This window comes from Bradyrhizobium sp. Leaf396 (assembly GCF_001424605.1).
In the GTDB taxonomy this organism is placed as follows: Bacteria; Pseudomonadota; Alphaproteobacteria; order Rhizobiales; family Xanthobacteraceae; genus Bradyrhizobium; species Bradyrhizobium japonicum_C.
Genome location: NZ_LMQJ01000045.1, coordinates 43,269 through 63,732 on the forward strand (window position 1 = coordinate 43,269; position 20,464 = coordinate 63,732).

Genomic DNA, 20,464 nt, shown 5'->3' on the forward strand with positions numbered 1-20,464 from the left:
GGCCGCCTCCGTCATCACCGATAGTCCCCCGCCAGTGCACCGAACAGGATGACGGCGGCGGTCGAGGGCGCGCCACCGCGCGCAAGCTGATCGGCGAGCTCGGCAATGGTGGTGCGGACCAGCCGCTCGTCGGCACGGCCGAGGGATTCGGCAACCAATGCCGGAGTGTCCGGGGCAAGGCCGTGTGCGATCAACTTTGCGGCCAGCGCCGGAAAGGTGCGCCGGCCCATATAGACGACGGTCGTCGCCTCGGGATCGGCCAGCGCCGCCCAGTTCAGGTCGGGCGGCAGCTCGCCGGTGACGTCGGCACCCGTGATGAACTGCACCCGGCGGGAGGTGTGGCGACGGGTCAGGGGAATGCCGGCCTGCGCAGCGGCGACGCAGGCCGATGTGACACCGGGAATGATCTCATAGCCGATGCCAGCCTCGCGCAGCGTCTCCAGCTCCTCCTCGAGCCGGCCGAAAATGCCGGCGTCGCCGGACTTGAGCCGCACCACGCGCGCGCCGGTCGCGGCATAGTCGACCAGGAGACGGTTGACGTGGTGCTGCCTGGTCGAGGGTCGCCCCGCCCGCTTCCCCACCGCGACGAGATTGGCGCCGGGTCGCGCCAGATCGAGGATCGCGCCGGAGGCGAGGTCATCATAGAGCACGACGTCCGCCTCGCGCAGCCGCGCGGCGCCTCTCACGGTGAGCAGCTCGGGGTCGCCGGGGCCGGCGGAAACGAAGGAGACGAAGCCGCTCACCGGTCCTCCGCGATCAGGTGGAAGAACGTGCCGGTGGCGTGTCCCCGCCGCGAGCCGGTCTCGGCGATGACCGCGCCGGTTGCGTCGTGCACCACCGCCAGCGGCGCATCAGGTTGCGCGAGAATGGTCGAATAGTGGAATTCGTGGCCGCGCAGGCGCGCACCGGCCTGATATCCCGGCATCGGCGATGCGAGCGTGGCGAGACGATAACCGAGATGCATCCGTCGCTTGGCAAAGCTGGTCTCGAGGCCGAGCAGGCCCGTCATCTGATGGCGGACGCCGTCGGCATCCGTCAAAGCGGTCCCCAGCACCATATAGCCTCCGCACTCGCCGTGCATCGGCCGCGTCGTGGCGAAGGCGCAAAGACCGCTGCGAAAGCGTGCATTGGCCGCCAGCTTGCCGGCGTGCAGCTCGGGATAGCCGCCGGGCAGCCAGCAGACGTCGGCGCTCGCGTCGGGCACTTCGTCGGCCAGCGGCGAGAACGGCACGATCTCGCCGCCCGCCGCGCGCCAGGCCTCCAGCATGTGCGGATAGACGAAGGAGAAGGCCGCATCGCGGGCGAGCGCGATGCGTTGACCGGGCGGGGTTATCTTCAGGCCGTTCGCCGCGGGCTGCGCCGACCAATTGCCGGCGGCTCGGAGCACTCCATCGAGATCGACATGCGCGGCAACGAAGCGCGCGGCCTCGTCGATCAGCTTGCCGATCTCGGCCTGCTCCTCGGCCTGCACCAGGCCGAGATGCCGCTTCGGCAGACTGATCTCGGCATGACGTGGCAGCGCGCCGAACACGGCGATGCCGGCCTCCTCAAGCGCGCGCCGCACGAGAGCCTCGTGACGCGGGCTGGCGACGCGGTTGAGCACGACCCCGGCAAGACGCAGGCCGGCGCGATAATCGCGCAAGCCGGCCGCAATCGCAGCCGCCGTTTGCGCTTGTCCCGAGGGGTCGATCACCAGCACCACCGGCCAGCCCAGCATCTCCGCAATGTCGGCAGTCGCGCCGGTGCCGGAGACGCCGCGCGCGGCAACGCCGTCGAACAGGCCCATCGAGCCCTCGGCAAGCACGACATCGGCGTCCACGCCGCGACTGACGAGATGCGCGATGGCGCCGCGGTCCATCGCCCAGCTATCGACATTGACCGACGCGCGTCCCGTGGCGGCGGCGTGAAAGGCGGGATCGATATAGTCGGGGCCGCTCTTGAAGCACTGCACGTTCAGGCCGCGACTGCGCCAGGCGCGCGCAAGCGCCAGCGTCAGCGTGGTCTTGCCGACGCCGGAGGCCGGAGCAGAGATGACAAGACCGGCCGCCATCACGTCGCCTCCGGAAAGCGCGGCTCGGCGCCGACCGGCCGGTAGCGCCGATCGTAGTCGGCGGCATAGAGGCGGCTTTCGTCGAAATCCGCAGCGCCCAGGGTCTTGCCGACCAGGATCAGCGCCGTGCGCTCCATTTCGCTGCCCACGGCCGCATCGAGCGTCGCAAGCGTGGCGCGAATAATGCGCTGATCCGGCCAGCTTGCACGCCAGACGATCGCGACCGGACAATCCGCGCCATAGTGCGGTGTCAGCTCCGCGATGACCTGGTCGAGCAGATGGATCGACAGATGAATCGCGAGCACGGCGCCGGTGGCTGCGAACGCCGCAAGCTTCTCGCCCTCAGGCATCGCGCTGGCGCGGCCCGGCGTGCGCGTCAGCACCACGCTCTGGGCAAGGCCAGGCAGCGTGAGCTCGGCCTCCAGCGCCGCCGAGGCCGCCGAGAAGGAGGGAACGCCCGGCGTCACCGAATAGGGAATGCGAAGCGCACGCAGACGGCGGAGCTGCTCGCCCATGGCCGACCAGACCGAGAGATCGCCGGAATGCAACCGCGCGACATCCTTGCCTGCCGCGTGCGCGGCGGCAATCTCCCCGATGATTTCGTCGAGCGACAGCGGCGCGGTGTTGACGATGCGCGCGCCGGGCGGGCAATGCGCCAGCACGCCCTCCGGCACCAGCGAGCCGGCATAGAGACAGACCGGAGAGGCTGCGATCAGATCGCGTCCCCTCAATGTCAGGAGATCTGGCGCGCCAGGTCCCGCGCCGATGAAATGGACCGTCATGCGCCATCTCCCTCGGCGATCGCCGCGGTCGCGGTGCGATCCTGAGAAACCACGCGCGTTGCAATGAGCCGCGCGCGAGAACCCGCGACTGCGAGCGCGGCGGCTTCGGCAACCGATCCGGTGCCGAACTTTTCCGCGACAAGCTTCGACCGGGTCGGCGTGTCCACCTTCGCAAGCACATCGGCTGGAACGGCCCTGATCGGCACACCGCATTCGCGCGCGAGCTGCTTCAGCACCTCCGCGTCAGCCTTGTCGCTGACGGTGGCCACGGCCGCGAGGCCCTCCGGACCGCCGGCCGCCTGCAGAGCCTCGCGCAGTGAGGCCAGCGTCACATCCTGCTTGAATCCGAGTCCGGCAACCTTCATCGGACGGCACTCCACTGCACGACCGGCCTTGCCGCCTCCCAGGAGCGGTAGCGGCCGAGCGGAGCGGCCTGCGCAATCTCCACCCGCATCAGCTCGCCGCCATGGCGCTGATGAAGTTCGCCGAGCAGCGCTTCCGTCTCCAGTGTGACCGAGTGTGCAACCAGCCGCGCCCCGATAGGGAGCCGCGGCCAGATCGCATCGAACATTGCGTTATCGAAGCCGCCGCCGACGAAGACGGCGTCCGGCGGGTCCAACGCGGTGAGAGCTTCGGGCGCCGCTCCTGTGACCACAGCGATCCGATGCGCCAGTCCGAACGCGGCCGCATTGCTGCGGATGTTGGCAACGCGATCTTCGCGCACCTCGATCGCCGTGGCCGCCCCTCCACAAAGCGCCCACTCGACCGAGATCGAACCCGAACCGGCGCCAACGTCCCACAGCCGTTCGCCGCCTCGCGGCGCCAGCGCCGACAGCGCGAGCGCGCGCACCAGTCGCTTGGTGATCTGGCCGTCATGGACAAAGAGATCGTCCGGCAGGCCCGAGCTGCAGGGAATGCCCTGTGCGCCCCTCGCCTCCACCGCGACTGCAACCAGGTTGCCAGCGAGATCATCAGCGAAGTCCATTGCGCAATACTGCCGGACAGTCTCGCGGGGCCCGCCGAGCGCGGCGAGAGTCCAGAATGCAGAAGCGCCCCAGCCGCGTTCCGTCAGCCATTTCGCAAGATCGCTGGCGGCCTTGCCATCGCGCACGAGGCAAATGATGCGCGCACCGCGCGCCAGATGCGGCACGAGACGTTCGAATGGCGCGGCGTGCAGGCCGATGCACGTGACGGCGTCCAGGCGCCAGCCCAGCCGCGCGGCGACCAGCGAGAAGGTCGACGGCGCGGGATGTGCGATCCACTCCTCGCCACCGAGCTTCTCGGCGAGACTCGCACCGGCGCCATGCCAGAACGGATCGCCGGAAGCGAGCACGACGGTCGGCCGGCCACGGCAGCTCAGCACGACGTTCGCATCGAACGGCACCGGCCATGGACGGCCGCGGCTGCCAGCGTCGGCAAGCGCAAGATGACGCTCGCCGCCGAACACCGTTTCCGCCTCGGCAAGCGCCTTTCGGCTTGCCTCGGATAGGCCAGCAAGGCCATCTTCGCCGATACCGATGATGGTCAGCCAGGGATTAGCCATGATGCGCGCGCTCATTCTGGGCGGAACGGCCGATGCGAGCCTGCTCGCCGCGGAGATCGCGCGCGCCGGCATCGAGGCGGTCTATTCCTATGGCGGCCGGACGCGCGCGCCGGCCGAGCAGCCGCTGCCGACCCGCATCGGCGGCTTCGGCGGCGTGAGCGGGCTGGCCGACTACATTCGCCGCGAAGGCATCACGCATGTCATCGACGCGACGCATCCGTTCGCGGCCGAGATGAGCCGCCATGCGATCGAGGCGTGCGCGGACGCCGATACGCCGCTGATCGCGCTGGAGCGCGCGCCCTGGACCAGGGTGTCCGGCGACAACTGGATCGATGTCGAAGACGTCGGCGCCGCGGCCGCTGCGCTGCCGGAGGCGCCCGCAAACGTGTTCCTCGCCATCGGCCGCCAGCATATCGCGCCATTCGCGAGCAAGCCGCAGCACAGCTACACGCTCCGCTTCGTCGATCCGCCGGAAGTCGACCTGCCGTTCGCCGCGGATGTGATCGTGGCGCGCGGACCGTTCACGCTTCGAAGCGAGCTTGAGATGATGCGCACACGTGGCATCGGCTGGATCGTCGCCCGCAATTCGGGCGGCGGCGGCGCGCGCGCGAAGATCGACGCGGCCCGAAGCCTCGGCCTTCCCGTCATCATGATCGCGCGACCGCAGTTGCCCGAGCGGCCACGGGTCGAGAGCGTCACTGACGTGATGCAGTGGCTCGGTCATTCTGCCCGCCTCGGCGCATAGACCCAGCGGCCGACGCGGCGTGTCTGCGAGTTGCCGACGATCACCAGCGTGCGCATATCGGCCATCCCGGGCGTCGCTTCGTTCAGCGTCACCGTCTCGATCTTTTCATCAGCGGCGCTGACCGCGCGCGCGAAGATCACGAGACGCGCGCCGGCGCCGGCCTCTCGCAGCACCGCAAGCGCGCGGCCAAATCCTTCCGGCCGGCTCGCCGAGCGCGGATTGTACAGCGCGATGGCAAAGTCTGCCTCTGCCGCAAGGCGAAGACGCTTCTCGATCACCGCCCATGGCTTCAGATTATCCGAAAGATTGATCGCGCAGAAATCGTGCCCGAGCGGCGCGCCGGCGCGTGCAGCAGCCGCCAGCATCGCCGTGATGCCGGGCAGCACGCGGATCGGCAGCGCCTGCCATTGCGGCGCCCGTTCGAGCGCCTCGAACACGGCCGAGGCCATGGCGAAGACCCCGGGATCGCCGGAGGAGACGACGACGACCTGCCCGCCTTCGGCGGCAAGCCGCAGGGCTTCGCTCGCGCGCTGCAGCTCTTCGCGATTATCCGACGGGCGCAACGTAAGCCCCGCCCGCGGTGGCACGCGCGCGACGTAGGGCGCATAGCCCAGAATGTCGGTCGCGGCTGCGAGCGCGGCGGAGACTTCCGGCGTCACCAGCGCGTCGCTGCCGGGCCCGAGGCCCGCGATGGTCAGCGTGCCCGTCATTCGGCCGCGTCCAGATTCCGGCCCTTGCCGTGCACGAGCACGATCGCGAAGTAAGGACAATCGATGGCGTCGATCTCGGCGAGCCGTACCACGCGCTCGCCCGGCATGGTGCCGCGCTCGACCAGCCAGGCGTCATCGAGCCGGCCGGCGGATGCGAGCGCGCGGCGCACCTTGGCGAGATTGCGGCCGGTCTTCATGACGACGAGTGCATCGGAATCGCGCATGCGGCGTTCGAGCTCGTCTTCGGGAAGCGTTCCCATCAGCACCGTCGTGACGTCGTCGCCGAGCGCGATGGGCTGGGCTACGCCGTTCCAGCACCCGACCATGCCGGGAATCCCCGCGATCACCTCGATCTCGGTGCGGCCCTGCAGGCGCGTGTGCAGATGCATGAACGAGCCATAGAAATAAGGATCCCCCTCGCACAGCACGACGACATCGACGGCGCGCGCAAGCCGCGCCAGGCGCTCGGCCCATTCGTCGTAGAAGCCGGCGAGCAGCTGAACATATTCCGCGCTGTCGAAGGCGATCTCGGTGGTCACAGGATATTCCATGGGATATTCGGTGACGCCGGCCACCAGCAGGCCCTCGACGATGCGGCGCGCCTGGCCCGCCCTGCCTTTCTTGCGGAAATAGGCGACGTGTTGCGCGGCGCGCACGGTCCGGTCCGCGCGCACGCTCATCAGATCAGGATCACCGGGACCGAGACCGCAGCAGATGATGCGTCCCATGACTATTCGCTCCGGCTCGCCAGTGCATTCACGGCGGCAACGGTGATCGCGGAGCCGCCAAGGCGTCCCTCGACCGTCATCGCAGGTACCGGCGGATCGGCCATCAACGCGGCCTTGGATTCGGCGGCACCGACGAAGCCGACGGGACAGCCGATGATGGCCGCAGGCCGCGGGCAGTCGCGATCCTCCAGCATGTTGAGCAGATGAAACAGCGCGGTCGGCGCATTGCCGATCGCGACGATCGCGCCACCCAAGTGCGGCCGCCACAGCTCCAGCGCCGCGGCCGAGCGCGTGTTGTGCATGGATTGCGCCAGCGCGGGAACGGACTCGTCTCCTAGCGTGCAGATGACGGCATTGGCCGCAGGAAGTCTCGCGCGCGTAATGCCTTCCGAGACCATGCGCGCGTCGCACAGGATCGGCGCGCCTCCTTGCAGAGCGGCGCGCGCGGTTGCTGCCATGCCCGGTGAAAAGCGGATATGCGCCTCGAGACCGACCATGCCGGCGGCGTGGATCATGCGAACCACCACCGGCTCCTCGTCAGGCGAAAAGCGCGCAAGATCGGCCTCGGCCCGGATGGTCGCGAATGATTGCCGGTAGATCGCCGCGCCGTCGGTCTCGTAGGTGTGAGGCATCAGTTCCCTCCGACCAGGACGGAGGGATCGCTGACGATGTCGGCGCCGTCGAGCCCGCGCAGGGCCGGCGCGTCACGGATCGAGCCATCGCGGACGAGATCGAATCCGGTGTTCGTCGCAATCAGCGTGATCGCAGCCGCACCGGAATGGGCGCAGCCCTTTCCGCAGCCGGAGACGTGAAGTCGCGTATCCGCGCTAATGCGCGGCGCGAGCGCTGCGGCGAGCGCACGCGTGTCGGCATGGGCTTCGCCGCAGCGCGGCGCTCCGCTGCAGGCAATCACGCGCAGCGCGGGATCGTGGGGCTCGGTGATGAGGCCCGCCGCGCTCGGCATCTCGCGCTTGCCTTCGCTGAGCACCATCCGCCAGGGAGTCATGCGCAGCGCATGTCCGCAACCGGCGAGTTGGTGCAGGGTCTCGTGCAGCATCTGCCCGAACGCGACGCCGACCAGCGCGCCTTGCCGATAGTGACCTGGCCGCGATGCGGCCACCACGGGCGCGGGCTCAGTCTCGCCGCGCAGCGATCGAGGCAGCGCCGCGCCGGATGCGATGTGGGCTGCCATGCGCCCTCGCCCACCCCTCGCACCGCCGGAGACGATGAACCAGCTTGCCAGCGCCAGCGCCGTGCTCACGGCTTGTCCGCGCGCGACGGAGTGGCCGAGCCTCGCGCCGTCGGCCCGAACCAGGAGACGGCCCGAGCGGTCGCGCTCGATGCGGATATCGGCGGAATCACCGGCGAGCACCCGTGACCTGCCGTCATCGACGGCGAAGCCGAACTTGGTGGGAAGCGCGAGGTCGGAATCGGCCAGCGCCTCCTCGAGCTCTGCAGCGAGCGACTGCGTCTCGTCGCCGCTGCCCCAGAACGGCGTCACCAGGATGTTGCGCCTAGCTTCGATGTCGGCGTCGGGGTCGAGCAGCTGGAGCCGCGCAAGGCCGTCGAGCAACGGCCGGTGGCCATCTGCGCTGACGCCCCTGATCTGGAGATTGGCCCGACGTGTGACGTCGATCAGACCATTGCCGAAGCGCTCGGCCAGTTCGGCCAGCCCGACGATTTGCTGGGCTTCAAGCCGCCCGCCGAACGGACGGACGCGCACGACCAGCCCATCCCCCGATTGCATCGGGCGCAGCGCGCCGGGACACCAGCCCTTGACCGAGGCCGCGCTCATGAGGCCTCCCGCAGCGCCGCGGCGATCGAATTGCGCCGGGTTCGCCAGAGCGAGGCTTCGTGCAGGCGCGTGAAGCAGGTCTCCATCGCGGCGAGCGCGGACGGATTCTCATGGGCCATGAAGGTGCGGACGTCGTCGTTGCCGAGCGTCGCATCGTAATAGAGGTCGAACAGATGCGGCGGCACGGCGCCGGCGAGATGCGCGAAGGCGGCCATGTGCTCGAGCGTCGCGGTGATCTCGGCGGCGCCGCGAAAGCCGTGGCGCATCATGCCGGCGATCCAGGCCGGATTGGCAGCGCGGGCGCGGACGACGCGCGATATTTCCTCAGTCAACGTACGTGCATGAGGCTGATCGGGGCGTGTCGTGTCGAGGTGATAAAGCGATGGTCCCGTGACGCGGAGATGCGCCGCAGCAGCGGCGACGCCGCCTTCATGCGCAGCATAGTCAGCGGCGAGCAGAAGATCGGTTTCAGGCAGGTCCTGCACATGAACGAACGCGTCTGCGGAGGCGAGCCGCTGTGCGATGCCGGCGCGGTCCGGCTGCATCGTGCCATCAGCCGAGAACGCCCAGGACGATGCCGACAGCCAGGCTTCCCCGGCAGCGCCCCGCGTCTCCGGTGTGAAGGCGTCGGGGATCGCTGACAGGCCAACGCCGTATTGGCCGGGCCGCGGCGCAAAGACGCGCGATGCGCGATTGCAATAGGGATTTTCATCGCCCTCGTCCTCGCGCGCCGCGAGCGCCTCGGAAGCGGCTTCGAACAATTGCGCAAGGCCGGCAAAGACATCGCGGAACAGGCCGGATACCCGCAGCGTCACGTCAATGCGCGGACGGCCGAGCTCGGCCGGCGCGATGATGTCGTAGCCGGTGACGCGGCCGGAGACGTGATCCCAGCGCGGGGCAAGGCCGGCCAGATGCAACGCCATGGCGAACTCCTCACCGGCGGTGCGCATGGTCGCCGAGCCCCAGAGATCGACCACGAGGCCCTTCGGCCAGTCGCCATGATCCTGCAGGTGACGGCGCAGCAGCTCTTCAGCGAGCTTTATGCCCTGGGCATGCGCCGACGGCGTCGGCACCGCGCGCGGATCGACGGCGAAGAGATTGCGCCCCGTCGGCAGCACGTCCTGGCGCCCGCGATAGGGCGAGCCTGACGGCCCAGGCGCAACGCGCTCGCCGGCGAGCGCGGCACGCAGCGCATCGCGCTCCGCTTCGCCGCATGCGCCGCGCCCGAACACGTGCAGGCCGTCGCCGAACTGGCTCTCCTTGAGATCGCACACGAAGCGATCAATCCGCGGAATGGCTTCGGCTGCTGCTGCCGATGCGTCGAGGCCGAGATCGTCTTCGAGGCCCGCGGCGCGGGCCTCCTCGCGGATTGCCGCGATCAGCCGCTGGCGCCGGGCGGGATCGAGACCATCGGCGGTCGAATATTCGTCGAGCAGGCGTTCGAGCCGGCGCAGGCCTTCCGGCACCGCGGATGTTGCGAGCGGCGGCGGCAAATGACCGATCGTGACCGCACCGATGCGCCGCTTGGCCTGCGCGGCCTCGCCGGGATCGTTGACGATGAAGGGATAGATGATGGGCAGATCGCCGATCAGCGCCTCCGGCCAGCACGCTTGCGACAGCGCTACGGATTTCCCGGGCAGCCATTCCAGCGTGCCATGCGCGCCCATGTGCACGACCGCATCAAGGGCCTGCTCGCGAAGCCAGAGATAGAACGCGACATAGCCATGGCGCGGCGTGCGGGCGAGATCGTGATAGTCGGCATCGCGCGAGGCCGCAGCTCCCCGCTCGGGCTGGACTGCGACGATCGACCGGCCGCATCGGATCGCGGCGAAACGAAACGACCCGTCGCGGCAGCTCGGATCATCCTCCGGTGCGCCCCAGGCCTGCGCGAGATCGTCCTGCAAGGCTTGGGGCAGTCGCGACAGCGCCGCGCGATAATCGGCAATGCTCCAGGTCGAACCGCGCTTGAGCAGCAATTCGCCGAGCCGATCGACCCGCGCGACGTCGAACCCGACTTCCGCAAGATCGGAGATCAAGGCCTCAACCGACGCCAGCGCATCGAGCCCCACGGCGTGCGCGATCTGGTGCGGCCGGCCGGGATAGTTCGACAGCACGATCGCCAGCCGCTTCTCGGCCGCCGGCTTCTCCGCAAGGCGCCGCCAAGCAGCTACGCGTGCGGCGATCGCGCTCACACGCTCCTCGTCCGGCCTGTGCGCCAGATGCGAGAATTGCAGCTCGGGATCGCGCATCGCAGCGGACTTGAAGCTCACAACCCCTGCGAACAGGCGGCCGTCGATTTCGGGCAACACCACATGCATGGCGAGATCGCCAGGCGACAGGCCGCGCAACGACTGCGTCCAATCCTCGCGCCGCGCCGTGGAGAGCGCAACCTGGAACACCGGACAGGTCGCGGCATCGAACGGCGTCGTGCCATCGTCGCCCATTGCCGAGAACGCCGTCGCATTGACGATCGCGGCCGGAAGATTTTGCGCAAGATGGGCGCGCAGCCAATCCGCGACGCCCGGCGCCTTCAGCGAGGTGACGAAGGCACCATGGGTGTCAAATCCCTTGTCGCGCAGCGACGCGATCAGAGCGTCGACCGAGCCGGTATCGGCGGCAGTGAGATAGGAGCGATAGAAGGTCACCAGCGCGCGCGGCTTCCCGTCGCTTGCTGGCGCCGCAATGACGCCGCGCACGGGATCGTAGAACCCCATCTCGGGCACGGTCATCTCTCCGATGACCGGCCCGGCATAGAGCCCAGAGGCCAGCGCGAGCTGCGCGATCGCAGCTTGCGCCGCGACCGGACCGCCGGTGTCGCAGAGCACCTTGAGCCGCCGCAGCGTCGAGACCGGCAAGGTCGAGTACGCATCGAGCCGTATGTCATCGCGGCCATCGGCCGGCAGCACCGCCAGCACGATGTCGCGATCCTTCGCCAATTGCTGGAGGGCCGCGAGCCCGTAGGACCAATAGGACTCACCGCCGATCAGCCGCACCAGGATGCCGCGCGCGTACGACAGCGTGCGCTCGACATAAGTGTCGATCGACAGCGGATGGCGCAGCTCCGCGAGATTGGCGAGCCGCAGCGACGGCAGGCTGTTGCGGCCACGCCGCCAGCCGGCTGCGAACGCGGCGAGGTCGGAATCCGAATACGAGAGCACCACGAGATCGGCCGGGTCCTGACCGATGTCCCTTGGCGTCGCGGTCTCCTCGAGACCGCGGCTCTCGCGGAAGACGACGTGCATCAGACTCCCAATCCCGCCTTGATCGCGGCCTCGTCGATGTCGCCGTGCTCGCCGATCACGACTAGCCTCGACTGCCTGGCTCCCGGCCCCCAGGGCTTGTCGAATTGATGGCGCACGCGCTCGCCGACAGCCTGCAACAACAGCCGCATCGGCTTGCCCGCGACCGCGATATAGCCCTTGGCACGCAGCACGTTCTGCTCGCGCGCCAGCTTCTGAACCGAGGCGACCAGCGCATCGATGTCGGCCACCTCAGGCAGATCGATCACGACAGAGGCGAAGTCGTCATGCTCGTGCTCCTCCTCGCCGTCATGATGCGAGGGACGCGCGGCGAGATCGTTCTCGGCGGCGGCGCCAAGGCCGAGGATGACGCGCGCATCGATCGCGCCGTCCGTCACGGCGAGCATCGGGACGCGGCGCGGCATCTCGGCGGTGATCGCGGCCCTGGCAGCTTCCACCCCGGCCTTCCCCGCAAGATCGGCCTTGGTCAGCAGCACGATGTCGGCGCAGGCGATCTGGTCCTCGAACACTTCGGACAGCGGCGTCTCGTGATCGAGATTGTCGTCCGCGGCGCGCTGCGCTTCGACCGCAGCCGGGTCCGGCGCGAAGCGGCCGGCCGCGACGGCCTCGGCGTCGGCGAGCGCGACGACGCCGTCGACCGTGATGCGCGAGCGGATCTCCGGCCAGTCGAACGCCTTCAAGAGCGGCTTGGGCAGCGCGAGGCCCGACGTTTCGATCAGGATATGATCGGGCCGCACCGGGCGAGCCAACAGCTGCTCCATCGTCGGAATGAAATCGTCGGCCACGGTGCAGCAGATGCAGCCATTGGCGAGCTCGACGATGTTCTCTTCCGGGCAATTGGCGTCGGCGCAGGATTTCAGGATCTCGCCATCGACGCCCTCGCTGCCGAATTCGTTGACGAGCACGGCGAGCTTCTTGCCGCCTGCATTGCTGAGCAGGTGCTGGATCAGCGTGGTCTTGCCGGAGCCGAGGAACCCCGTGACCACCGTGACGGGGACTTTTGCAAGCGAATTCATTCGGCGGCCTCCGGCACGGCGGGAATCGGGGGAATGCGCGCAAGCGACTGCTTGCGGAAGATCTCGGGGCGGCTGCGCCATGGCACGAGCCCGTCGGGAGCGGCCGCATAGGCCGCAGCGCCAGCGACCACGTCGCGCGCATTCACATCGGATAAGCGGCCATAGACATAGGACCAGCGTCCCGGTGCGCTGAGCGCGACCGAGCAGCCCTGGCTGCACGCCGAGAGGCATTCGACGGGAACCACATTGACGCCGTCGGGCACGCCGGCCTCGAGGATCGCAGCGTGCAACCGGTTGCCTGGCGTGGCCTCGCCCTCGCCGAGCGTCTGGCCGGCGCGGCAGGTGATGCAGACGTGAAGTGTGACGGTCATCGCCTCTTCCAGAATAAACAGCGGGAGGCGAAGAGGCGCACGGACCCTGACTTGAGAGGCCGTTTCCCCGTCGCGGAACACCCCGTCCGCCGGTCCAAAATCGTCCGCGCTGGCAGGTCTCCCGGCTTGCGGAGCAGGGTTTTGGCCCCTCGATCCCCGCCTTCCCGATTCCCTTTCGGGAGTCAGTGGCTTCGGGCATCTCTCCGGTCACGGTCGCGGGGGCGGCTGCATTTTGGATCCGGATCTTGCGGATTCGGACCCTATCGCATTCCCTCTTCGCCTGTCATAGGACAGGAACCAACGCCGGGCCACCATTTGCCGGTGGCAGCCACTTGTCAAGCCGAAGGACCGGGACCGATGACGCCTGAACCGGAGACCCAAACGACCGAGGAAAGCGAGGCCCGTCACGCCCAGAAAATGGCAAAGAAGAAGGCCGCCCGCGACAAGATCATGGCGACCAAGAGCGGCGAAAAGGGCCTGATCATCGTCCATACCGGCGCGGGTAAGGGAAAATCCTCCTCGGCATTCGGCATGATCGTTCGCTGCGTCGCGCATGGCCTGCCCTGCGCGGTGGTGCAGTTCATCAAGGGCGCCTGGGACACCGGCGAGCGGCGCCTGCTCACCGGGCATTTCGGCGATCTCTGCCAGTTCCATGCGATGGGCGAGGGTTTCACCTGGGAGACTCAGGACCGCGCCCGCGACATCGCCGCCGCACGCGCCGGCTGGGAGAAGGCCAAGGAACTGATCCTCGATGAGAGCCTGCGCATGGTCGTGCTCGACGAGATCAACATCGCGCTGCGCTACGATTATCTCGATATCACAGAGGTGGTCGAATTCCTGACCACGCGGAAGCCAGAGATGACGCATGTCGTGCTCACCGGGCGCAACGCCAAGGACGAGCTGATCGAGATCGCCGACCTCGTCACCGAAATGACGCTGGTCAAGCACCCGTTCCGCTCCGGCATCAAGGCGCAGGCCGGCGTCGAGTTCTGAGACAACCTCGCGATGGCACGAGCGCTGATGATCCAGGGGGCCGGCTCGGACGTGGGCAAATCGCTCATCGTCGCCGGCCTCGCGCGCGCCTTCACGCGCCGCGGCCTGCGCGTGCTCCCGTTCAAGCCGCAGAACATGTCGAACAATGCCGCCGTCACCGTCGATGGCGGCGAGATCGGCCGCGCCCAGGCGCTCCAGGCGCTCGCCGCGGGTGTCGAGCCGCATACCGACATGAACCCGGTGCTGCTCAAGCCGGAGACCGATGTCGGTGCGCAGGTGGTCGTGCATGGCAAGCGCATTGCGACGGCGCGAGCACGCGACTATGCGGCGATGAAGCCGTCACTGATGGGCGCAGTGCTGGAGAGCTTCGAGCGGCTGAAGGCCCGCGCCGATCTCGTGCTGGTCGAAGGCGCCGGCAGTCCGGCCGAGGTGAATCTGCGCAAGGCCGACATCGCCAATATGGGCTTTGCGCGCAAGGCCGGCGTGCCGGTCGTGCTGGTCGGCGACATCGATCGCGGCGGGGTCATCGCCCAGCTCGTCGGCATCAAGACGGTGATCGACTCCGATGATGCCGCGATGATCCGTGGATTTGTCATCAACAAGTTTCGCGGCGATCCCACATTGTTCGACGACGGCTACAAGCTGATCGAAGCAAGGACCACATGGCGCGGCCTTGGCGTGCTGCCCTGGTTCGCGCGCGCCGGCGAGCTGCCGGCCGAGGATGCGCTGGGCCTCACCGACGCGCGCAAGCCGGGCCGATGCAAGATCGCGTGCCTGGCGCTGTCGCGGATCGCCAATTTCGACGATCTCGATCCGCTCAAGCTCGAGGCGGGCGTCGATCTCGTCATGGTGCGGCCGGGCGAAGCGATTCCCGGCGACGTTCGTCTCGTCATCGTTCCCGGCTCGAAGTCCACGCGCGGCGACCTCGCCTTCCTGCGTGCACAGGGCTGGGACATCGATCTCCTCGCACATCATCGCAGGGGCGGCCACGTGCTCGGCCTCTGCGGCGGTTATCAGATGCTCGGGCGCAACGTCGCCGACCCCGATGGCATCGAGGGCCCTGCGGGCGAGACACCAGGCCTCGGACTTCTGGACGTGACGACGGTGATGAGCCCCGTGAAGACGCTAACGCGGGTTGCTGCCGTGCATGTCTCAACGAACCAGCCGATCGAGGCCTACGAAATCCACATCGGCCGCACCGATGGGCCTGATTGCGCCCGTCCCTTCGCGACACTGAACGGCAAGCCGGAGGGTGCGATCTCCCGCGAGGGACGCGTGCAAGGCAGTTATCTGCACGGTCTGTTCACGTCGGACGCGTTCCGCAAGGCGTATCTGGCAAAGCTCGACATTCCCGCAGGCGACGAGCCCTATCACGCCAGGGTCGAGAGCGCGCTCGATGCCCTCGCCGATCACATCGAAACGCATCTCGATGTCGACAGTTTGCTCGCGCTAGCGCGCTAGGACCTCGGAGAGGCGGATCCATTCAGCTTCATTGCCGGGAAGCCCGAGGCGCAACCGTGTCGGCGCTCCTGCAAACACGCGCGACCAGATCTGATTGCGCGCAAGCTTCTCCTGCGCGCCACGTGCGTCGGGCGTTTCGTACAGTCGAAACAGCGGCGTGCCCCCGAGAAGCTGCCAGCCTTGCGACTGCACCATGTCATCGAGGCGAGCACAGTCTCGCAAGAGGCGCGCTGTGGTCGCAATGGCCCAAGCGTCATCACGCAATGCGCGGCAGCCGATCGCGATGGCCGCGCCCGACACCGGCCACGGGCCCGACGCCGCCACGACCCTCGCGATGTCCGACGAATTGCCGATCACGAACCCGAGCCGCAGGCCGGCAAGACCGTAAAATTTTCCGAACGACCGCAGGATCAGCAGCCCGGGCTGCTCTGCGTCCGAGGCGAGCGAGAGCTCGGGAACGGCATCAACGAAACTCTCGTCGACGACGAGGCGATCGACAAGCGGCAACAGATCGAGCAGATCGTTCGGGGCATAACGGCGGCCGTCGGGATTGTTTGGATTGACGACGATGGCAAGGCTCGCTCCCACCAGCTCGCTGAGCTCCGTGACCTCCTCCACGTCCCAGCCGGCGGCCGACAGCACGCCGGCATATTCATTATAGGTCGGCGCCAGGATCCGCGCATAACCACGCGGCGCCAATTGCGGAAGCAATTGGATGGCGGCCTGCGCGCCGCCCACCGCAACGATAGGCGCGCGCGTCCGATAGGCGTGCCGCGCCGCCTGATGCAGCGCCTCGATCTCGGCGCGCGACGGCAGCGCGCTCCACGCGCGTGCGCTCACCTCGCCGACGGGATAAGGCACCCGGTTGATCCCGGTGGACAGGTCGATCCAATCTTCCGCACGCCCGCCAAATTGCTGCTGGGCCAGATCGAGATTTCCACCGTGCTCGCGCATGTCCCGTTCTTTCACGTGAAAGCCAGGATCGCAAGCATGCCTGCGAGCAGCAGCATGGCGCGGCGATAGACCGTCAGCGCCTCGATCATATCGGCGGCGCGCGGATCGCGCGCGCCTTCGTTCAGCCAGGGCTCGTTGGTGGCGCTGCCGTGGTAGATGCGGGGACCGCTGAGCCGCACACCGAGTCCGCCGGCCATCGCCGCTTCCGGCCAGCCGGCATTGGGCGAGCGATGACGGCGCGCATCCCGCGTCATGCATGACAGCGCCTCCGACCGGTGCGGCGCCAGCAGCACGAAGAGAAATCCTGTCACGCGCGCCGGAACGAAATTGGCGACATCGTCGATGCGCGCCGCAGCCCACCCGAAGGCCTCGTGCCGCTCGCTGCGATGGCCGATCATGGAATCCAGCGTGTTGATGGCCTTGTAGCCGAGGATGCCCGGCAGGCCGAACAGCGCGCCCCAGAACACCGGCGCCACGATTCCGTCGGAGGCATTTTCGGCAAGGCTCTCGATCGCCGCGCGAGCGATGCCGGCTTCGTCGAGCGCCGTGGGATCGCGCCCGACGATGCGGGACACCGCGTCTCGCGCGGCGGCGATGTCGCCGTCCTGCAAGGGGGTGGCGACAGCCGCCACATGGTCATGCAGGGAGCGGAGCGCGACCAAGGGCCAGGCCAGAACACCGACCAGCGCGGTCTCGATCCAACCGGAGGGAAGCGCCGACTGAACGAGCCAGCCGAGCGCAACGGAAATCGCGATCACGACGAGTGCGCCGGCGGCCCCGGCAACTCGGCGCAACGCCGGCGGATCGGAGGCGCGATTCCAGCTGCGATCGATGGCCGCGATCAGCCGGCCAAGCCAGGTCACGGGATGGCCGATCCGCGTGAACAGCCACGACGGCCAGCCCAGCAGGGCATCCACCGCCATCGCCACCATCATCGCGCCCGCAAAGCCCACATCGGTCTCCTGATCCGCACCCTGTTGCGCAAAGCGTAGGCGGTGCGCAAGCCCCTGCCCGGCTGATTTCGGCTTTGTCTTTGGCCGTGATTGGTGATTAGTGCTGCCCGACAGGAGACTTTGATGGCCGTCATCTTGATCACGGGCGGAGCGCGATCGGGCAAGAGCACGCGCGCGGAAGCACGCGCGAAGGCTTTTCCCGGCCGGCCGGTCTACGTCGCGACGGCCGAGGCGCTCGACAGCGAGATGGGGGCCCGGATCGCCAGGCATCGTGCGCGCCGCGGAACCGACTGGCTCGAACGCGAGGTGCCGCTCGATCTCGTCCCCGCGCTGGTCGCGACCGATGGCGGCGGCGCAAGGCTGGTGGACTGCCTGACACTGTGGCTCTCCAACCTGATGCATGCCAATCGCGACTGGGAGAGCGATGTGAATGCGCTTGTCGATGCCCTGCGCCGACTGCAAAGCCCCGTTGTGCTCGTCAGCAACGAGGTCGGGCTGGGTATCGTGCCCGATAACGCGCTGGCGCGCAGCTTTCGCGATGCCGCCGGGATCATGAATCAGGCCATTGCGGCTGCTGCCGACGAGGTCGAGTTCGTCATCGCCGGCTTGCCGATGAAATTGAAATGATATCGCGTGCCGAACTTCTGGAAGATGTGGTCGCCGATCTCAGGATGGCGACGTCCTTCGTCACGATTCTTCCCGTCGCATCGTCGAAGCCTGCAGGTGACGGCGCGGTCGCGCGCGCGACCTGGGCGCTGCCGGTCGCCGGACTGCTGGTCGGCCTCTTCGGAGCGCTGGTCTACAAGATCGCCATTGGCTTCGGACTGACGCCGAGCCTTGCGGCCCTGCTCGCGCTGGCCACGACCGCGCTCATCACCGGTGCGCTGCACGAGGACGGGCTGGCCGACACCGCCGACGGACTTGGCGGCGGTCGCACGCGCGAGCGCAAGCTCGAGATCATGCGCGACAGCCGCATCGGGACTTATGGCGTCTGCACACTGATCCTGTCGTTCGGCCTGCGCTGGAGCGCGCTCGCGACCATCGCCGATCCCTGGGCGGTGATGCTGGCACTGTGCGCGGCACATGCTGCGGCCCGCGCGGGTGTGCCGGCCTTCATGTCACTGGTCCCGCCGGCGCGGGCCGATGGTCTGTCGGCCAGTGCAGGATCGCCGCCGGGCCGCAGCGTCGCCATTGCCAGCGTGCTTGGAACGCTCGCGCTTGCTCTGGCGTTGGGGCCAGCCAAGGCGCTCGTCGGCCTGGTCCTGCTGTCTCTCGCCGGCCTGCTGCTGGCGCGGCTCGCCGTCCGTCAGATCGGTGGACAGACCGGCGATATCCTCGGCGCGTTCGAGCAGATGGGGGAGATCCTGATCCTGCTGGTCGCCGCGTCCTTCCAGATGGTGCGATGACCTCATGGTCGAGTTCGACGACACCTTCCGCCAGCATCTGCGCGAACTGTTCGTGTGGCGCCGAGACGTGCGCCGTTTTCGAACTGACCCATTGCCGGCCGGCGCCATCGATCGCCTGATCGAGACTGCCTGTCTTTCTCCGTCAGTCGGCCTCAGCCAGCCCTGGCGCTTTGTCGTCGTCGAGGACGAGGCACGCCGCCACGCCGTGATCGACGATTTCAAATCGTGCAACGCCGACGCGCTGAAGGCCTATTCCGGCGAACGCGCGGCGCGCTATGCCACGCTGAAACTGTCGGGCCTCGAACGGGCTCCGGGCCACCTCGCCGTGTTCGCCGACAAGGCCAGCGACATCGGCCACGGCCTCGGCCGCGCGACGATGCCCGAAACGACGGAATATTCCGTGGTCGCCGCGATCACCGCGATGTGGCTCGCTGCACGCGCGGAAGGTATCGGCATCGGCTGGGTGTCGATCCTCAATCCGGACCGCATCCACGCCGTTCTCGAAGTGCCGCCATCCTGGAAATTGATCGCCTATCTCTGCATGGGCTACCCGGAAGTGGAATGCGACCGGCCGGAGCTGGAGCAGGCGAACTGGGAGCATCGGCGCAGCGCCGACGACTTCACGCTGCGGCGGTAGGCGCAGCGACGAGCCTCAACATTGCGGCCGCGATCGCTGAGGTCGCGCGCCGGGTACGGTCAACCCACCGCTTTTCCCTTGGCGTGATGCGTCGCCGACATGAGGTAGTCGACGTCGGCGGCAACGCGCTTTTCGAGGAAGCCCATCACCGCCTTGATGCGGGCGATGTGCAACAGATCCTCGTGGACGGATAGCCAGATGTCGCGCACGGAGAAATAGCTTGGCAGGACCGGGCACAGGTCATTGTTGTGGGCAGCCACGTAGGACGGCAGCATGGCGATTCCGAGCCCGTTCGACGCGGCCACGTATTGGGAGACCAGGCTGGTGCTGCGGAACACGACATGGGCCGGTCGCAGGATATCCGACAGCCAGCGGTTCTCCTTGAGCTGGATGTGCTCGTCGATGAAATCGATGAAATCGTGATTGTCGAGGTCTTTCAGGTCCGACGGCCGTCCCGCGCGTTGCAGGTAGGCGCTGGACGCGTAGAGAAAGATCCTGAACTCGCCGATCTTCTTGATCGAAAGCCTCCTTCCCTTTGGCCTGAAAAAGCTGATGAAGACGTCGGCCTCGCGCCGCGTCATGTCGAGCAGGCGCGTATCTGTGATCAGTTCAACCTGGATCGAGGGCCATGCCTTGCTGAAGGCGGCCATGCAGGTCGTCAGGTACATGCTGCCGATGCCTTCCATGGCGGCAATTCGCACCGCGCCGGCGGCATCCGCCTTCTCGGAACCGACCACGGTCTCGATGATGGCATTGGCATTGTTCTCCATGCCTTCGGCAAACTGGAGCAGCCGCAGCCCCGCCTCCGTCAGGGCGAAACCTGACTTGCTGCGCTTGAACAGCGTCGTGTTGAGACTGCGTTCGAGCTCCCTCACCCGACGGCTGACCGTTGTGTGGTCGACCTTCAGCTTCTGGCCGGCGCGAACGAGATTACGGGTACGCGCGACCTCCAGGAAGAAGATGACGTCGTCCCAATTGTAGCGCAGCGTTCGCGCAGCCTTCGCCATCTCGGCCGTCCTGACATGCCCGTTCGCGAGCTTCGGCATCTAACACTCGCTAC

Annotated in this window: 21 protein-coding genes and 1 riboswitch; of the genes, 6 read left to right on the forward strand and 15 right to left on the reverse strand. The window is 67.8% G+C overall.

Features of this window, described 5'->3' with window-relative positions; all coding sequences use genetic code 11:
- Positions 1 to 14: 14 nt before the first annotated feature.
- The 5 genes from cobA to ASG57_RS27685 are packed head-to-tail and all read right to left on the reverse strand — an operon-like array spanning position 15 to position 4,375.
- Complete coding sequence (gene cobA / locus ASG57_RS27665) at positions 15 to 743, reverse strand: uroporphyrinogen-III C-methyltransferase (protein WP_024339968.1); 729 nt, start codon at positions 741 to 743, stop codon at positions 15 to 17.
- Positions 740 to 2,050 carry a cobyrinic acid a,c-diamide synthase CobB gene (locus tag ASG57_RS27670; RefSeq protein ID WP_024339967.1) on the reverse strand — a complete coding sequence of 437 codons (1,311 nt, stop codon included), beginning with the start codon at positions 2,048 to 2,050 and terminating at the stop codon, positions 740 to 742. The genes cobA and ASG57_RS27670 overlap by 4 nt, the downstream gene beginning before the upstream one ends.
- Positions 2,050 to 2,832, reverse strand: a complete 783-nt coding sequence (gene cobM, locus ASG57_RS27675; RefSeq protein WP_024339966.1) for a precorrin-4 C(11)-methyltransferase — start codon at positions 2,830 to 2,832, stop codon at positions 2,050 to 2,052. The genes ASG57_RS27670 and cobM overlap by 1 nt, the downstream gene beginning before the upstream one ends.
- Entirely contained in the window at positions 2,829 to 3,197 is a 369-nt protein-coding gene (locus ASG57_RS27680) for a cobalamin biosynthesis protein (protein ID WP_024339965.1), read from the reverse strand. Before ASG57_RS27680 ends, cobM begins: the two co-directional genes overlap by 4 nt.
- Positions 3,194 to 4,375, reverse strand: a complete 1,182-nt coding sequence (locus tag ASG57_RS27685; RefSeq protein ID WP_024339964.1) for a bifunctional cobalt-precorrin-7 (C(5))-methyltransferase/cobalt-precorrin-6B (C(15))-methyltransferase — start codon at positions 4,373 to 4,375, stop codon at positions 3,194 to 3,196. The genes ASG57_RS27680 and ASG57_RS27685 overlap by 4 nt, the downstream gene beginning before the upstream one ends.
- Here ASG57_RS27685 and ASG57_RS27690 point away from each other — a divergent pair.
- Positions 4,374 to 5,120, forward strand: a complete 747-nt coding sequence (locus ASG57_RS27690) for a cobalt-precorrin-6A reductase (RefSeq protein WP_024339963.1) — start codon at positions 4,374 to 4,376, stop codon at positions 5,118 to 5,120. The two genes, ASG57_RS27685 and ASG57_RS27690, sit on opposite strands and share 2 nt — an antisense overlap.
- On the opposite strand, the gene cobJ is transcribed toward ASG57_RS27690, so the two are convergent.
- From cobJ to ASG57_RS27725, 7 genes are read right to left on the reverse strand one after another with little or no spacing between them, the layout of a single operon-like run.
- Positions 5,096 to 5,830: a precorrin-3B C(17)-methyltransferase gene (cobJ, locus tag ASG57_RS27695; protein ID WP_024339962.1), complete on the reverse strand. Its 735-nt coding sequence runs from the start codon at positions 5,828 to 5,830 to the stop codon at positions 5,096 to 5,098. The genes ASG57_RS27690 and cobJ overlap by 25 nt on opposite strands.
- The gene (locus ASG57_RS27700) at positions 5,827 to 6,558 is read right to left on the reverse strand and encodes a precorrin-2 C(20)-methyltransferase (RefSeq protein WP_024339961.1); all 732 of its coding nucleotides are present in this window, start codon (positions 6,556 to 6,558) and stop codon (positions 5,827 to 5,829) included. Before ASG57_RS27700 ends, cobJ begins: the two co-directional genes overlap by 4 nt.
- A gap of 2 nt (positions 6,559 to 6,560) precedes the next feature.
- On the reverse strand, positions 6,561 to 7,190 hold the full coding sequence (locus ASG57_RS27705; RefSeq protein ID WP_024339960.1) for a precorrin-8X methylmutase: 630 nt from the start codon (positions 7,188 to 7,190) through the stop codon (positions 6,561 to 6,563).
- The gene (cobG, locus tag ASG57_RS27710) at positions 7,190 to 8,353 is read right to left on the reverse strand and encodes a precorrin-3B synthase (protein ID WP_024339959.1); all 1,164 of its coding nucleotides are present in this window, start codon (positions 8,351 to 8,353) and stop codon (positions 7,190 to 7,192) included. The genes ASG57_RS27705 and cobG overlap by 1 nt, the downstream gene beginning before the upstream one ends.
- Positions 8,350 to 11,595: a cobaltochelatase subunit CobN gene (gene cobN, locus ASG57_RS27715; RefSeq protein WP_024339958.1), complete on the reverse strand. Its 3,246-nt coding sequence runs from the start codon at positions 11,593 to 11,595 to the stop codon at positions 8,350 to 8,352. The genes cobG and cobN overlap by 4 nt, the downstream gene beginning before the upstream one ends.
- Positions 11,595 to 12,629: a cobalamin biosynthesis protein CobW gene (gene cobW, locus ASG57_RS27720; RefSeq protein ID WP_024339957.1), complete on the reverse strand. Its 1,035-nt coding sequence runs from the start codon at positions 12,627 to 12,629 to the stop codon at positions 11,595 to 11,597. Before cobW ends, cobN begins: the two co-directional genes overlap by 1 nt.
- On the reverse strand, positions 12,626 to 13,000 hold the full coding sequence (locus ASG57_RS27725) for a DUF1636 family protein (protein WP_024339956.1): 375 nt from the start codon (positions 12,998 to 13,000) through the stop codon (positions 12,626 to 12,628). Before ASG57_RS27725 ends, cobW begins: the two co-directional genes overlap by 4 nt.
- A 94-nt stretch (positions 13,001 to 13,094) precedes the next feature.
- Positions 13,095 to 13,317: riboswitch (cobalamin riboswitch) on the reverse strand.
- 40 nt (positions 13,318 to 13,357) lie between these two features.
- Between ASG57_RS27725 and cobO the strand changes: the two genes are divergently transcribed.
- Entirely contained in the window at positions 13,358 to 13,993 is a 636-nt protein-coding gene (gene cobO, locus ASG57_RS27730) for a cob(I)yrinic acid a,c-diamide adenosyltransferase (protein ID WP_024339955.1), read from the forward strand.
- A gap of 12 nt (positions 13,994 to 14,005) precedes the next feature.
- The gene (locus tag ASG57_RS27735) at positions 14,006 to 15,454 is read left to right on the forward strand and encodes a cobyric acid synthase (RefSeq protein ID WP_024339954.1); all 1,449 of its coding nucleotides are present in this window, start codon (positions 14,006 to 14,008) and stop codon (positions 15,452 to 15,454) included.
- Here ASG57_RS27735 and cobD read toward each other — a convergent pair.
- Both cobD and cbiB read right to left on the reverse strand, forming a co-directional pair.
- Positions 15,443 to 16,408, reverse strand: coding sequence for a threonine-phosphate decarboxylase CobD (gene cobD / locus ASG57_RS27740; protein WP_024339953.1), 966 nt, complete (start codon positions 16,406 to 16,408; stop codon positions 15,443 to 15,445). The two genes, ASG57_RS27735 and cobD, sit on opposite strands and share 12 nt — an antisense overlap.
- 11 nt (positions 16,409 to 16,419) lie before the next feature.
- Complete coding sequence (gene cbiB / locus ASG57_RS27745) at positions 16,420 to 17,361, reverse strand: adenosylcobinamide-phosphate synthase CbiB (RefSeq protein ID WP_024339952.1); 942 nt, start codon at positions 17,359 to 17,361, stop codon at positions 16,420 to 16,422.
- A gap of 123 nt (positions 17,362 to 17,484) precedes the next feature.
- On the opposite strand from cbiB, the gene cobU reads away from it, so the two are divergent.
- Genes cobU through bluB form a run of 3 tightly spaced genes read left to right on the forward strand, consistent with a single transcriptional unit; the run spans position 17,485 to position 19,404 of the window.
- Positions 17,485 to 17,988 carry a bifunctional adenosylcobinamide kinase/adenosylcobinamide-phosphate guanylyltransferase gene (gene cobU, locus ASG57_RS27750; RefSeq protein ID WP_024339951.1) on the forward strand — a complete coding sequence of 168 codons (504 nt, stop codon included), beginning with the start codon at positions 17,485 to 17,487 and terminating at the stop codon, positions 17,986 to 17,988.
- Positions 17,985 to 18,767, forward strand: a complete 783-nt coding sequence (gene cobS, locus ASG57_RS27755) for an adenosylcobinamide-GDP ribazoletransferase (RefSeq protein ID WP_024339950.1) — start codon at positions 17,985 to 17,987, stop codon at positions 18,765 to 18,767. The genes cobU and cobS overlap by 4 nt, the downstream gene beginning before the upstream one ends.
- Positions 18,768 to 18,771: 4 nt before the next feature.
- Positions 18,772 to 19,404 carry a 5,6-dimethylbenzimidazole synthase gene (bluB, locus tag ASG57_RS27760; RefSeq protein WP_024339949.1) on the forward strand — a complete coding sequence of 211 codons (633 nt, stop codon included), beginning with the start codon at positions 18,772 to 18,774 and terminating at the stop codon, positions 19,402 to 19,404.
- 59 nt (positions 19,405 to 19,463) lie between these two features.
- Here the strand turns inward: bluB and ASG57_RS27765 are convergent, their stop codons facing one another.
- Positions 19,464 to 20,450 carry a LysR family transcriptional regulator gene (locus ASG57_RS27765; RefSeq protein WP_230646495.1) on the reverse strand — a complete coding sequence of 329 codons (987 nt, stop codon included), beginning with the start codon at positions 20,448 to 20,450 and terminating at the stop codon, positions 19,464 to 19,466.
- Positions 20,451 to 20,464 lie beyond the last annotated feature (14 nt).

Coding starts and splice junctions, on each gene's coding strand:
- ASG57_RS27690 (WP_024339963.1), top strand. CDS start 4,374: ATGATGCGCGCGCTCATTCTGGGCGGAACGGCCGATGCGAGCCTGCTC.
- ASG57_RS27700 (WP_024339961.1), bottom strand. CDS start 6,558: ATGGGACGCATCATCTGCTGCGGTCTCGGTCCCGGTGATCCTGATCTG.
- cobS (WP_024339950.1), top strand. CDS start 17,985: ATGATATCGCGTGCCGAACTTCTGGAAGATGTGGTCGCCGATCTCAGG.
- cobG (WP_024339959.1), bottom strand. CDS start 8,353: ATGAGCGCGGCCTCGGTCAAGGGCTGGTGTCCCGGCGCGCTGCGCCCG.
- cobW (WP_024339957.1), bottom strand. CDS start 12,629: ATGAATTCGCTTGCAAAAGTCCCCGTCACGGTGGTCACGGGGTTCCTC.
- ASG57_RS27680 (WP_024339965.1), bottom strand. CDS start 3,197: ATGAAGGTTGCCGGACTCGGATTCAAGCAGGATGTGACGCTGGCCTCA.
- bluB (WP_024339949.1), top strand. CDS start 18,772: ATGGTCGAGTTCGACGACACCTTCCGCCAGCATCTGCGCGAACTGTTC.
- ASG57_RS27735 (WP_024339954.1), top strand. CDS start 14,006: ATGGCACGAGCGCTGATGATCCAGGGGGCCGGCTCGGACGTGGGCAAA.
- ASG57_RS27670 (WP_024339967.1), bottom strand. CDS start 2,050: ATGGCGGCCGGTCTTGTCATCTCTGCTCCGGCCTCCGGCGTCGGCAAG.
- cobJ (WP_024339962.1), bottom strand. CDS start 5,830: ATGACGGGCACGCTGACCATCGCGGGCCTCGGGCCCGGCAGCGACGCG.
- cobN (WP_024339958.1), bottom strand. CDS start 11,595: ATGCACGTCGTCTTCCGCGAGAGCCGCGGTCTCGAGGAGACCGCGACG.
- ASG57_RS27725 (WP_024339956.1), bottom strand. CDS start 13,000: ATGACCGTCACACTTCACGTCTGCATCACCTGCCGCGCCGGCCAGACG.
- cobD (WP_024339953.1), bottom strand. CDS start 16,408: ATGCGCGAGCACGGTGGAAATCTCGATCTGGCCCAGCAGCAATTTGGC.
- ASG57_RS27705 (WP_024339960.1), bottom strand. CDS start 7,190: ATGCCTCACACCTACGAGACCGACGGCGCGGCGATCTACCGGCAATCA.
- cobO (WP_024339955.1), top strand. CDS start 13,358: ATGACGCCTGAACCGGAGACCCAAACGACCGAGGAAAGCGAGGCCCGT.
- ASG57_RS27765 (WP_230646495.1), bottom strand. CDS start 20,450: ATGCCGAAGCTCGCGAACGGGCATGTCAGGACGGCCGAGATGGCGAAG.
- ASG57_RS27685 (WP_024339964.1), bottom strand. CDS start 4,375: ATGGCTAATCCCTGGCTGACCATCATCGGTATCGGCGAAGATGGCCTT.
- cobU (WP_024339951.1), top strand. CDS start 17,485: ATGGCCGTCATCTTGATCACGGGCGGAGCGCGATCGGGCAAGAGCACG.
- cobM (WP_024339966.1), bottom strand. CDS start 2,832: ATGACGGTCCATTTCATCGGCGCGGGACCTGGCGCGCCAGATCTCCTG.